Origin of the sequence: Nitrospira sp. (assembly GCA_030692565.1) — a bacterium.
In the GTDB taxonomy this organism is placed as follows: Bacteria; Nitrospirota; Nitrospiria; order Nitrospirales; family Nitrospiraceae; genus Nitrospira_D.
This window is the reverse complement of the sequence record JAUYAO010000058.1, coordinates 113,138-125,829: the sequence shown is the minus strand read 5'-3', so window position 1 is coordinate 125,829 and position 12,692 is coordinate 113,138. Positions and strand designations below refer to the sequence as shown.

Below are 12,692 nucleotides of genomic sequence, written 5' to 3'. Positions count from 1 at the left end.
CCCAGTCCGGGGCAGTTGAAACGAGGCATGACGGAATGACGATCAAGAGAGAAGACGTAACGACCGATCAGAGAGCTATGCGATTTGGCGTTCTCATTTTGCTGGCGTTGCTATGGCTGCCGGGCTGTGCCGGCCGGACCGGCGCGCCCGCCGTGCCAACAGCTATGCTCGAACCTCCCACGCCGCCGGTGCTGCTCGCCGATGCATCGGTGACGCCGACTCCTGCCGCTGATGTCACGGAACAAGCGTCAGACGAGCCCTTCGATCCCTTCGCGAAGTCCGGCGAAGAAGGTGTTGAGGAATATGATCCGTGGGAATCGCTGAATACGAAGGTCTTTGAGTTTAACCGGAAGGTGGACCGGTGGGTGCTCAAGCCGGTGGCACAGGGTTACAACGTCGTCATACCCAACCCTGTTCAAGTCGGAATCAGCAACCTCTTCTACAATCTCCGGTTTCCCAGCCGATTTCTCAATAATGTGTTTCAGGGCAAGGTGCGGGGGGCTGCGACAGAGATGGGACGGTTCATGTTGAACACGACTTTCGGACTCGGAGGTCTGTACGATGTGGCGAAAGACATGGACATTACCACGCCCGAGGAAGATACCGGTCAAACGTTAGGGTTCTATGGCGTCAAGCCGGGGCCGTATGTGGTGTTGCCGCTGCTGCCTCCGTTTAATGTTCGCGACCTGATCGGATTTGCTGGCGACATCGCGCTCAATCCGTTCAACTGGCTGGTGGCGCCGATCATCGAAGTCGAAGGAATTCCCTCGGTGATCGGCCATACGGATCGGGCCACCAGTACGGTAGTGCAGCTCGGGGGCCGGGTGTTTGAAATTGTGAACGACCGTTCGTTGAACCTCGAAAAGTTCCAGGGGGTTGAAGAAGCCACGCTGGATCTGTACGCCGCCGTCCGCAACGCCTACCTCCAAAAGCGTGCGCGGGCGATCCGCGAGTAACCGCAAAGAACGACGTCGAACCGCTTCATGTCCGGCCGCCAGCGGCCGGCCCGTCGGCGTTCCGCGCCGGTTTACTTCAGTTCTCCCTGTAGGTCTCCGACAAGGAGATGCGGGCCTTGTGAATCAACCTGCCAGGCGGCATCTCTTTTAGGAATACTCCTGCATTCAGTCAGAGCCCGGGCTTTTCCGCCGCCGTCCATACGGCGCCGCCGGAGGTGTCGGTCTACGATGCTGCGCGCATCATGCATTGGCGGAAGGTCGGGGTCGTGCTCGTGGTGCGGCATCATCGACCGGTGGGAATCGTCACCGATCGGGATCTGACGACCCGGGTCGTGGCCAATGGCCTTGACCCCCGGTCGACGACGCTCGGTCGGATCATGACCGCGCCGTTGGTGACAGCGGCGGCTGAGGCGTCCGATGAACAGGTATTGCACGTGCTGGCGCAGAGCCTGGTACGACAGGTTCCGCTGGTCGACGGCGAAGGGAATGTGGCCGGGTTGGCTTCCTGGAACCTCACCGAAGCCGCTAACGGCTCGGGCCCCTTCGGTGCCAGGCTGGTTCGATCGACGGCGATGGTCCCGATGGTGAAGCGCCGGAAGTTCAGGCGGGTGCTCTTCGGTTTGCAGCAGGAGGTCCGTCAGCACGCCCGTTGGATCGGAGCCACCATCGCGTTGGCGGCGATCGGTGCGGTCATCTCTCTGGTCGCGGTGGGCTACTGGAGCCCGTGGAGTTCGGCTTCTGTCGCGTCACTGCACGTGACGGAATCCGCCCGATCAAGCAAGCCCTCTACGGAGGCGACGCAGTCCCCTCATGCCGACCCGAAACCTGGGCCTCCTTCGTTGACCCCGACCCGATAATACCCATCAATCAGTCTTCGTGAACGGCGCAGGCATTCGCACGCGAATGCGCGCCTGCCCTTTCGGGACCATCGGGTTGACCGTATTTCTTGCTCATTCATCGGGAGGCAGCGCCCGTGGCCAGCCGGGGCAATCGGGACGGATGCGGTGGATCTCATTGTTATGATCGCGCCCGGTTGATCCAGCCGTCATTCGAACGATCTGCCGTTGGCGTCCTCAGTTCTATTCCTACTATAATGACGGATGATTGGCGACCGGAGGAGTTGACGTCCGCCTGATCGATCGACGAGGAGGTCTCTATGCGTCCAGTTCTGAGCCTGCGAAGAGCGCTCATCCTGTTGTGGACCGGGGCGGTGATCGTGATCGCGTTATTCGGTGGGGCGACCTCTTCCGGGGCCGCCGGGCCGCCGGTTGCCTCTGCCACTGCGACCCTGAATATCATCGCGGGCGACGTGCAAGTGGTTCCTTCTGAGGGCGGCCCGGCTCGGGCCGCGAAAGACGGCATGAACCTGGCCGTCGGAGCGCATGTGGTGACCGGTCCTAAATCCACGGCGCTGGTGACCTTCCTCGACGGCAGTACGTTGACCGTACAACCTGACTCGGATGCGACGGTCAAGCAGGCCGATCTCAGCAAGAAGCAATCGACTGTCCGGATCAAGGTCAATCTGGGTACCGTGTGGGCTCGTGTCGCCAAGCTGGTGGATTCAGGATCGAGCTTCTCGCTCGAATCCAACAGTGCGACAGCCACGGTCCATGACGGCCTCATCGGCGCCAGGCAGGAGGCCGATGGCACCTTTACCTGCTGGACCCGCGCCGGCAACCTCTTTCTCGTCGACCCGAGCGGCCGCATCATCTCGGAGTTGCAGCCCGGCCAAATGGACGTCGTGAAAACCGGCCAGCCGTCCAACCCGCATCCGTTTTTCTCCAATGACAGCGCGCTGCGTGTGGCGACGTCGTCGGGCGTCTTGCCTTTAACCCTGATGGCAGACAAGGCCAGGCTGGCGGGATTTGTCTCTCCTCGGTTTGAGGTGAATCAGGTATTCGGCTCATTCACCGGGCTGACGGAACAGGGCGGGCGCGTGGTCGAAGTCCCGGCCGGTGTTGCGGCGCCCTTCACCCTGATCGTGGAAGGGGAAATCAGCGGCTCGTTCGAGGTAACGATTGCAGGGCTGCACAAGGGCGTGCAGGTCTCCCAACAGCGGCTTTCCGGGACGATCAAAAAAGGAGAGCGGCTGGTGAGCACGATTCTGCCGCAACTTGATGACGCGACGGCGGGCGATCCGAAGACGGCGAAAGTGGTCGGTCTCACGGCGACACCCTTTCAGCCGATGGATGCCCCCCTGCCGGGCGTGCTCTTGCTGTCTCCCTGGGAGTGAGCGGGCTGAAGACGGCAGCCCACGGCTATTTGGTTGTCAGGATCGTGACCCCGTTCCAATCAGGCGGGGGAGGAGTTGCGGCAAACTCCCGGCTGCGGCGCAGGTAGAGAGCGCTCGGGCCGTCTCCCGGATAATCGGCCAGGAGCCTGTCGAAGAGTTCGGCCGCCGCCGCCCATTGCCCGGCGTGATACCGTTCGATGCCGCTCGCATACCGCTCCAGCAGCGTCCCCGTTTTCGGATCGAGCTGATGCCGGTAGGACACCACCTCATACACCGCCAGCGGTTCGGTTCGTCCTTTCACTTGTACGCGGTCGAGATACCGATACGTGAACGACTCTCCGGCGGCGTTCATTGTCGCCTCGCTGACCAGCACTCTGGTTCCATAGTCTTTGTTGACGCCTTGCAGGCGGGACGCAATGTTGACGGCGTCTCCGAGGACGGTATATGCGAGCCGGTCACGCGATCCCATATTCCCCACCACCATCGGGCCGGTGTTGATCCCGATACCCAGGTCAAGTTGCGGATTGCCCCGTTCTTTCCACTGCGTGCGCAGTTCGTGCAGCCGCTGGACCATATCGAGCGCCGTGGCGCAGGCCCTGGCGGCATGGTCGGGTTGATCCATCGGCGCATTCCAAAACGCCATGATCTCGTCGCCGATGTATTTGTCCAGCACGCCGTCATGCCGGAACACGATCTCCGTCATCGCGCTCATGTAGTCGTTCAGGAGCGCCACGAGGGCTTGCGGCTCCATGGCTTGGGACAGGGTCGTGAAGCCGCGAAGGTCGCAGAAGAAGGCGGTCATCGTGCGGGTTTCACCTCCCAGCGTGAGACGCTCGGGCTGGTTCAGGACCCACTGACTGACGGAAGGCGAGAGGTAGCGCGCCATGACGTCCCGCATCGTCCGTTGCTGCGCTTGTTCGAAGAGCAGGCGATAGACTTGGCTGACTGCAAAGCCGAGCGCCAGCGCGGCGGGCGGATAAATCAGATTCAAGAGCGTCCCCTGATCGAAGAGGATCCCGCCGGCCAGGAAATACAGGAGCAGCAATCCCAACAATCCCATCGCCGCGCGAATGGGGCGGAGCAGCGCCGCGAGCCAGGTTCCGATCAACGCGGCCGCGCATACGAGCAGGCTCGTCGCCGGTGCAGAGCTCGGCACGAGATAGCGCTGGCCGAGAATCGTTTCGACGATGTTGGCCTGGACTTCCACGCCCCACATTCTGGTTTCCGCCGTTGTGGGCGTGGCAAACTCGTCCACGCCGCGAATGGTCAACCCCAGCAGCACGATTTTGTCTCGTACGAGGTCGGGCTCGAACGACTTGTTGAGCAGGTCCACGAAAGGAAGAATGGTAAACGCACCGCCTCGCTCCGGACTCGACGGAGGCCCGAGGAAGTTGATGAGCATGCGGCCGTTGTCGATCAATGGAATGGCTCGCCCCGCTCCATAGGCGGTCTCGTCCGTGGCGTCGGCGTCGAGCACGGCCGGCCGCCGGACATAGCGCGCGACGGCTGAAAGCGCCAATGCCGGATGCACCTGCCCCTTCGCTTCCAATAAGAGGGGTAGACTGCGGACCACTGTATCGCGATCCGTGGTGACGTTGACCGTCCCCTCTGCCACTGCCGCGGACCGGATGGCGGCGGCTGGAGAGACGAACACCTCGAACTCCTGCGCGACCCCGGGTCGTGGATGAAGCGCTTTGGGTCCTTGCGCTTCGAGCGGCGCAATCACGTTGCCCATCTCTTGCATGGCGGCGATGAGATGCGGGTCGTCCGATTTGGCCGCGTCGAAGAAGATATCGAGCACGACCGTGCGCGCGCCGGCTGCGCGTAGAGCCTGCAGGGCCTGCGCATAGAGTGTGCGAGGCCAGTTCACCAGCGGGCCATATGTCGGGAGGAGTTCGCGGTAGCTGCGTTGATCGATGCCGACGATGACGGTGGTCCGGGATTGTTCGCCGGCCCGGGCGGCAAAGAGAAAGTCCGTGCTTTGTACCTGCGCCGTCGCGAAGACCTGTCGATGGTACGCCGCGATCAGCAGTGCGCCGACCGGCAGCGCGAGCGCCGTGCTGACGAGGAGTCGCTTCATCAACGTGCCGTTCATGCGGGGAAGATTCTAACAGGACGGGGAGCGACTGTCTTGAACGATCTCAGCAGCGCGCGCGCTTAGATCACTCCGAGTTCTCGACCAACCTTTTCAAAGGCGCCGATAGCCTGTTGCAATTGCGTCCTCGTATGCGCGGCGGACATCTGCACGCGGATGCGCGCCTGGTCCTTCGGCACGACGGGAAAGCTGAAGCCGACCACGTAAATGCCTTCCTGGAGCAGTTTCTCTGCCATGCGTGACGCGAGGGTGGCATCACCCAGCATTACCGGAATGATAGGGTGATGCCCGGGGACGAGCCGGAATCCGAGCGCAGTCAATTGTGTGCGGAAAAATGCGGCGTTGTCACGCAGGTGCGCGCGCAACACATCGCCTTGTGCGACCAGTTGCACCGCTTGCAGCGCGGCTGCCGCGATCACCGGCGGCAGGGCATTCGAAAAGAGGTACGGACGCGAGCGCTGACGCAGCAACTCGACGATTTCCGCCCGTCCCGAGGTGAATCCTCCGGCCGCGCCGCCGAGGCTTTTCCCGAGCGTGCTCGTCACGATATCCACTCGATCGACCACCCCGAAATGCGCCGGCGTTCCGCGTCCGTTCGGACCCAGCACCCCGGTCGCGTGGCTGTCATCCACCATGACGATGGCGTCGTAGCGATCGGCCAGCTCGACAATCTCATCGAGCTTGGCGAGATCTCCATCCATGGAAAAGACTCCGTCGGTCGCGATCAGGCGCAGCCGGCAGGAACGGGCTTCTCGTAGCTGCGTTTCAAGCTCGGCCATGTCGGCATGGGCGTATCGAAGGCGCTTCGCCTTACAGAGCCGAATGCCGTCGATCACGCTGGCATGATTCAGCGCGTCGCTGATCACGGCGTCCTCTTCACTCAGCAGCACCTCAAACAGGCCGCCGTTGGCGTCGAAGCAGGAGCTATAGAGAATTGTGTTCTCGGTTCCGAGAAAGGTGCTGATCGCCTGTTCCAACTGCACGTGCAGATCCTGGGTGCCGCAGATGAAGCGCACGGAGGCCATGCCGTATCCGTGTTCGGTCAATCCGTCGACGGCGGCTTGCCGGATGTCCGGATGATTGGCGAGGCCCAGGTAGTTGTTCGCGCAGAGGTTGAGCGCCGGGCCTTGCGCGACGCGGATGTCGGTCCCTTGCGGGCTGAGAAGTTGCCGCTCGTGCTTATACAGCCCCGCCGCGCGGATGTCGGCGAGTTGTTGCGTGAGCACTTTCTTGAGTGACTGGTACGCCATGGCTGGATCAGGGAAACAAAACCACTTTGCCGCACTGTCCGGAATTGATCAACTCAAACCCCCGGGCGTAGTCGCTCATCGGGAAGGTATGCGTGACGATCGGCTTGATGTTGAGCCCGGCTTTGAAGAGCCCGGCCAGGCGATACCACGTGCTGAAGAGGCGCCGGCCTGTAATGCCGTGCACGCGAATCCCTTTGAAGATGATTTCGTTGGCCAGGTCGAACGAGATCGGCCCGGTCGGAATGCCGAAGAGGGTCACCCGTCCTCCGTTCTTGACCGCGCCGAAGGCCTGGTGCAGCGCGCTCGGGTGGCCGGACATTTCCAACGAGGCATCGACACCTTCTCCGGCGGTGATCTCGCGAATCGCCGCCGCGATCTGCTCGGGCGTCTGGGTCTTGGCGTTCAACACGTAGTCGGCGCCGACCTGTTTGGCCAGGCCGAGGCGATAGTCACTCACATCCGTGGCAATGATCGTCGCCGCGCCGGCGGTGCGGGCGACGGCGGTCGAGAATAATCCGGTCGGTCCGCAGCCGGTGATCAAAACGGTATGGCCGGTGAGGTCTTCCGCGAGGGCGGCATCGACCGCATTGCCGAGTGGTTCCTGGACCGAGGCGTATTCCGGCGGGATGGACGGAGAGGTGTTCCAGAGCACATTCTCCGGCAGGACGACATACTCGGCAAAGGAGCCGTCGCGATCGACTCCGAGGATGCGATAGTTTCGACAGACATGGGCCTGGCCGGTGCGGCACTGGAAACAGTGGCCGCAGGTGATGTGCGATTCGGCCGCAACGTAGTCGCCGATCTTCACTCGCCTGACATCCCTGCCGATCTCGACGACCTCGCCGCACATTTCATGGCCGATGATGCGGGGCGGATGAATGCGGCTGTGCGCCCAGGGGTCCCAGTTGTAGATATGGGCATCGGTGCCGCAGAGCGAGGTGGCTTTGATCTTCACGATGACATCGTTCGGTCCTGGAGTCGGGTCCGGACAAGTCATTGCTGTCAGCCCGGGGCCAGCGGATGTTTTCACGAGTGCGCGCATAGCTGTATTCTAACGTAACCCTGTGAAGGAGGCACGTGCTTGCCGAAAAATCGGGTTGCACTCGATCACGGGGCTGAGTAGGATGCCTCTATGTACCACCCCGCGCCCAGTCCTCTCGCCTTGCTGGCCGGCGCCCTCGGGCTCTGTCTCCTTCCGCTCAGTCTCATGCCAGTCAGCCAGGCGGCAGGATCCCCGTCAGAAGCCTCTCCTGCGCCAATCGGCACGCGTTGGGTCAAAATTGACCTGGCGACGGCCGATGCGTCCGGCGATATTCAAGTGGGGAAGCCGTTTGACTTGTCGATCGCTGTTGGCGGGGTGACCCAAGGCGGCGCGCCGCTGGTGGCGATTTGCGAATCGGTTCTGTTTCAGAAGCGCGTGGTCGCGTTGGAGCCTGACACCGTCGAGATGGTGATGAAGGGATCGGCCACGATGGAGCCGATTCCAGCAGGAAAACTCTCGGTCCCTCCCAAAGCCGCCAGAGTGCAAGTAACCATTGCCCGCGTGAAGAAAGACAAGTTTGAGCGGGTGCTCACGCGTGTCGTCTATGTCACCATGGGGAAGCAGGAGGCGGCCAACGAAGGCAGCGATACGCCGCTGCCGAGTTCCGAGGAGCCGCCGGGCGGGGAGTCGGCGCAGGACGAAGTGCAGCCGGACGCCTTGCCGGTCTCGGGCGGGTTGGTGGTCGAGGAAGATTTGCTTCCGATGCCGACACCAGGGCAGGGCAAGGCCTATTGGCAGCAGATCAGTCATCTGGTAAGCCGCAGCTGGAGCCGTACGGTCCGCCATGTGCGGCACGCACCGACGAGCGAGACGGTCCGGGTGAAGTTCAGGCTCTACCCCAGCGGACGCGTGCAGTTGATTCAGATTGAAAAAGGATCCGGCGCGCGGGAAGTCGATGAGGCGGGGATTTATGCGGTGGTCCATGCCCAGCCGTTCCCCCCGTTTCCGGATAATATCGAGTCGGAAGCGGTCGATGTCCATGTGCGGATGCGGACGGGGGCGAAGACCGGAGCACGAGAGGTGCAATCGATTACGAACAAACAAGCCGCCTCGCCTGAGGCCGGTGCCGGGTCGTCTAAAAAGTGACGGGACAGAAGTGCGGGGCAGTGTTCTCGGGCAGTTCATCTCATGGAGGGTGCATGTATCAACGGACAATCGTGAAAGCTGGCATCTTGTGTGCGGTGTTACTGGCCGGATGGCCGGCGGGGGCAGGGGCCGAGATGGCGCGCTGGGATCTGGATCCCGATCACTCCATCATTGAGTTTCGCGTCGCCCACATGGTCGTCTCGAAGACGGCGGGCAAGTTTATGGATTACACGGGTGTGGTGGAGATGGATGCGGAGGCGCACCAGTTCAAGACGATCGAAGCGACGATCAACACGGGGTCGGTCAACACCAACCACGAGAAGCGGGATGCGCATCTCCGGAACGCGGATTTCTTCGATGTCGAAAAGTTTCCGACGATGACCTACAAATTGAAGAGCTACAAGAAGACCGGCGAGGGCTATACGGCACTTGGCGACCTCACGCTCCATGGCGTAACGAAAGAGATCACGTTAGTCGGAACCTTTAACGGCGTCACCAAAGATCCCTGGGGCAACACACGCGGGGGATTTACCGCCGAGGGAAAAGTGAATCGGAAAGATTTCGGCATGGTCTGGAACAAGACGCTCGACACCGGCGGGTTTGTCGTCGGCGACGAGGTGAATATCCGGCTCGATATCGAGTGCATCAAGGCCAAAAAGCCGTAGCCGTTTCCCGCTCCTCCTAGATCCCGGCCGGCTCACCTGGTGAGCCGGCCGGGGCACTTACCTATCGCGATTCATCGGAGAGTTTATGAAGGCCATGGTCCTCGACCATGTCGGAGATGTGGCGGGCAGCCCGTTGCAGCTTCGCGACATCCCCATGCCGCTGCCGGGTCCTGGCGAAGTGCTGGTGAAGGTGCATGTCTGCGCAGTCTGCCGCACCGATCTGCATGTCATCGAGGGAGAGCTAGCCGATGTGAAGTGGCCGCTGGTGCCGGGTCATCAGGTCGTCGGCACGGTCGCGCGACTGGGGGTCGGGGTGACGGAGATTCGCACGGGCGATCGCGTCGGGATCGCCTGGCTCCAAGGGACTTGCGGGGCCTGCGAGTTCTGCACGAGTGAGCGGGAGAATTTATGCCTGAAGGCGCGATTTACCGGCTATCAAGTCGACGGCGGCTATGCGGAATATGCAGTCGTGCCGGCGCGGTTTGCCTATCCCATCCCGCCGGGCTTTACCGATGACGAAGCGGCGCCGCTGCTCTGCGCCGGCATCATCGGCTATCGCGCGTTGCGATTGAGCGGCATCAAGCCAGGCCAGCGGCTTGGGCTCTACGGGTTCGGCGCCTCCGCGCATATCGCGATCCAGATCGCGCATCATTGGGGGTGTCAGGTGTACGTCAGCTCGCTCAAGGCCGAGCACCAGGCGCTGGCGCGCGAGTTGGGTGCTGCGTGGGTCGGCGGCGCGCACGATGAGCCGCCTGACAAGCTTCATGGGTCGATCATCTTTGCGCCGGCGGGCGAGCTGGTGCCTCCGGCCTTACGCGCATTGGAGCGGGGCGGCACCCTCGCACTGGCCGGTATCCACATGTCGCCGATTCCGTCACTGAACTACGATCGCGACATTTTCGGGGAGCGTGTCTTGCGCAGCGTCACGGCCAATACGCGCCAGGACGGCATTGAGCTGTTGCGCGAAGCAGCCGCCATTCCGATCAAACCCCATACCGTCCGCTTTCCCTTGCTGCAAGCCAATCAGGCGCTGCAAGCGCTCAAGGCTGGATCGTTTCAAGGCGCCGCCGTCCTCACGATCTGACTCGGCACCATCTAGCAATCAACAATGTAGATTAGGTAGATTGAACGGCTATGCGTCACATCATTTCAGCACTGATCGTCACCCTGGGGATCGGCTTCGGCGGAGCCGCCTGGGCTCTGGAGTTTACCGCCGATCGCATCACCAAGATCGACGGCCGCACGGGCAAAGCCAACATCTATTACCGCGATAACATGTGGCGCATCGAGCACCACACGATGGGGCCGGTCAATGTCAGCATTGTGCGCAAAGACAAGCAAGTGGTGTGGATGCTGCTGTCACGGATGAAACATTTCAAGACCATACCCTACAGCGCGGATCAGGATTTGTGGGTGACGGAGAAGTTGGACGGGGAAGTGTCCCGCGAGGAAATCGGGCAGGAAGTCCGCGAGGGCCATCCGACGATCCTCTATGAAGTCGTGACGAAGCACGGAGAGCGTACCGAGGTCTATTATCAGTGGCTGGCGACGGACATTCGTTTCCCTATGAAGCTGGCAAAGAAGGACGGGAGTTGGATCGTGGAATACCAACATGTGAAGCTACGGGCGGTGACAGATTACCTCTTCCAGCTCCCGCTGAACTTTCAGCCATTGGAAGATTTCAATAAAGGTGCGGAGCCGGAGAAGATTGAACCGGGGATGTAGCATGCAAGGAGGCCGGATCGTGAGAAAGACAGGGTTCATCAGTGCAGTCTGGATAGCAGGTTTGGTGGGAGCCGCTGGATCGGCATGGGCGATGGATGTGGGCGATGTGAAGCAGGAGTGGACGGCAGAGGGGCGCAAGTTGGCCGCCGAACGCATCAAGCTGCCGGCGTACGACGACATGGTCCATATTCCGGCGGGGCCGTTCACGATGGGCAGTGATAAGAAAACGGATAAGAACGCCTATCTGGTGGAGATGCCGCAGCGCTCGATCTACCTTGATGCCTATGACATCGATAAATACGAAGTGACGACCGTCCAATATTTGAAATTCGTCTTGGCGACCAATCGTCCACCTCAAGTGGATTGGAAGTTTGACGGTGGCAACTTTCAAGACACCATGGTGTCGCATCCCATCATGCACGTAACGTGGTACGAAGCCGATGAGTACTGCAAGTGGGCGGGGAAGCGGTTGCCGACTGAGGCCGAATGGGAAAAGGCGGCGCGGGGCGCGACGGATAGCCGCATTTATCCATGGGGCAACGAGATGGCCGGACTATCGCGGGCGAACTTCGGCCGGACCGGCCTGTCAGGTCCGGTGCGCGATCGCCCCGAGCGGCTCTTGCTCTATCCCCCGATCATCTCCGTATTCAAGTACGACAACGCCGCGAGCCCGTATGGCGTGTTTCAGATGGCCGGCAACGTCGCCGAGTGGGTGGCCGACTGGTACGATAAGGACTATTACAAAACCGCACCGGACAAGAATCCCAAGGGGCCGGACAAGGGCTCGCAGAAGGCGTTCCGTGGCGGAGGCTGGATCGACAGCACGCCGAGCGTGCGGGTCTCACAACGCAACGGCACGGACCCCAAGACCTCGATGAACTGGATGGGTGTCCGCTGCGCCCGCGATGCGAAAGACGGCGCCGCGCCGGAGACCACGCCGGCGCAGCCGATCCTGCCATAGTGGCTTCTTAAGGTGGGCGGAGGGGATGAATAAGAGAAAGCTGCTGGCGAAAGCACTGGGTGGCTCAAAGAATCTTCGCTTTAGTGAAGCGGTCACTCTTGTAAAGGCGTTTGGATTTCGTCTTTCGCGCACAAGGGGGAGCCACCATATTTTCGTACATTCCCATGTCCGCGAACTGGTCAATCTTCAAGAAGTCGATGGAAAAGCCAAGCCGTATCAGGTTCGCCAGTTGCTTGAGATCGTGGAACGCTATGATCTAGAATTGCAGCCGGGCGAGGAATCATGACGCATTACCACATCAACATTTTTTACAGCAAGGCGGACGGCGGGTACATTGCCGACATTCCTGACCTTGAAGCCTGTTCGGCGTTCGGCAAGACGCCGGCTGAGGCGTTGAAGCAGGCCGAAATCGCGAAGCGCGCGTGGCTGGCTGCCGCCCGTGCCGAGCGGAAGCCTATTCCGAAACCCCGCTATCGTCCCGCCATCTATCAGACTGGCGCTTAGGCCTGCTTGGCGAACACCTTCAGGCGCATCTCGGCGCGCATACCATCCTAGCCGCGGCAGACATGTCTTGCCTTGCGCTCTCCCTCGAAGGCCTTATGCCGTCAAAGGTAAACTCGGTAAAGGTGAAGACCTCGTAACGGGCACGAGGCTCGATCTGAAGTCGATGTAGGAAGCC

The 12,692-nt window shown here is 61.3% G+C and carries 13 protein-coding genes; 10 read left to right on the top strand and 3 right to left on the bottom strand.

What is annotated here, in order from left to right:
• The first annotated feature begins 35 nt into the window (after positions 1-35).
• The 3 genes from Q8N04_17295 to Q8N04_17285 all read left to right on the top strand — a co-directional run bounded on the left by Q8N04_17295 (position 36) and on the right by Q8N04_17285 (position 3,189).
• On the top strand, positions 36-956 hold the full coding sequence (locus Q8N04_17295; GenBank protein MDP3092432.1) for a VacJ family lipoprotein: 921 nt from the start codon (positions 36-38) through the stop codon (positions 954-956).
• Between the two features lie 140 nt (positions 957-1,096).
• A complete protein-coding gene (locus tag Q8N04_17290) occupies positions 1,097-1,813 on the top strand; it encodes a CBS domain-containing protein (protein MDP3092431.1) in 717 nt (238 codons plus the stop codon).
• Between the two features lie 299 nt (positions 1,814-2,112).
• A complete protein-coding gene (locus Q8N04_17285; GenBank protein MDP3092430.1) occupies positions 2,113-3,189 on the top strand; it encodes a FecR domain-containing protein in 1,077 nt (358 codons plus the stop codon).
• A gap of 25 nt (positions 3,190-3,214) precedes the next feature.
• On the opposite strand, the gene Q8N04_17280 is transcribed toward Q8N04_17285, so the two are convergent.
• From Q8N04_17280 to tdh, 3 genes are all read right to left on the bottom strand, one after another.
• Positions 3,215-5,284, bottom strand: a complete 2,070-nt coding sequence (locus Q8N04_17280; protein MDP3092429.1) for an adenylate/guanylate cyclase domain-containing protein — start codon at positions 5,282-5,284, stop codon at positions 3,215-3,217.
• 62 nt (positions 5,285-5,346) lie between these two features.
• A complete protein-coding gene (locus tag Q8N04_17275; GenBank protein ID MDP3092428.1) occupies positions 5,347-6,534 on the bottom strand; it encodes a glycine C-acetyltransferase in 1,188 nt (395 codons plus the stop codon).
• A gap of 7 nt (positions 6,535-6,541) precedes the next feature.
• Positions 6,542-7,576, bottom strand: a complete 1,035-nt coding sequence (gene tdh, locus Q8N04_17270) for an L-threonine 3-dehydrogenase (protein MDP3092427.1) — start codon at positions 7,574-7,576, stop codon at positions 6,542-6,544.
• A 90-nt stretch (positions 7,577-7,666) separates the two neighbouring features.
• Here tdh and Q8N04_17265 point away from each other — a divergent pair, with 90 nt between their 5' ends.
• The 7 genes from Q8N04_17265 to Q8N04_17235 all read left to right on the top strand — a co-directional run bounded on the left by Q8N04_17265 (position 7,667) and on the right by Q8N04_17235 (position 12,517).
• Positions 7,667-8,662, top strand: coding sequence for an energy transducer TonB (locus tag Q8N04_17265; GenBank protein MDP3092426.1), 996 nt, complete (start codon positions 7,667-7,669; stop codon positions 8,660-8,662).
• A gap of 53 nt (positions 8,663-8,715) precedes the next feature.
• The gene (locus Q8N04_17260) at positions 8,716-9,327 is read left to right on the top strand and encodes a YceI family protein (GenBank protein ID MDP3092425.1); all 612 of its coding nucleotides are present in this window, start codon (positions 8,716-8,718) and stop codon (positions 9,325-9,327) included.
• Between the two features lie 85 nt (positions 9,328-9,412).
• Positions 9,413-10,411, top strand: coding sequence for a zinc-dependent alcohol dehydrogenase family protein (locus tag Q8N04_17255; GenBank protein ID MDP3092424.1), 999 nt, complete (start codon positions 9,413-9,415; stop codon positions 10,409-10,411).
• A 50-nt stretch (positions 10,412-10,461) separates the two neighbouring features.
• A complete protein-coding gene (locus tag Q8N04_17250; protein ID MDP3092423.1) occupies positions 10,462-11,052 on the top strand; it encodes a hypothetical protein in 591 nt (196 codons plus the stop codon).
• A 19-nt stretch (positions 11,053-11,071) separates the two neighbouring features.
• Positions 11,072-12,013, top strand: a complete 942-nt coding sequence (locus tag Q8N04_17245; protein ID MDP3092422.1) for an SUMF1/EgtB/PvdO family nonheme iron enzyme — start codon at positions 11,072-11,074, stop codon at positions 12,011-12,013.
• 25 nt (positions 12,014-12,038) lie between these two features.
• Complete coding sequence (locus Q8N04_17240) at positions 12,039-12,299, top strand: type II toxin-antitoxin system HicA family toxin (protein MDP3092421.1); 261 nt, start codon at positions 12,039-12,041, stop codon at positions 12,297-12,299.
• Entirely contained in the window at positions 12,296-12,517 is a 222-nt protein-coding gene (locus tag Q8N04_17235; protein MDP3092420.1) for a type II toxin-antitoxin system HicB family antitoxin, read from the top strand. Before Q8N04_17240 ends, Q8N04_17235 begins: the two co-directional genes overlap by 4 nt.
• Positions 12,518-12,692: the final 175 nt, after the last annotated feature.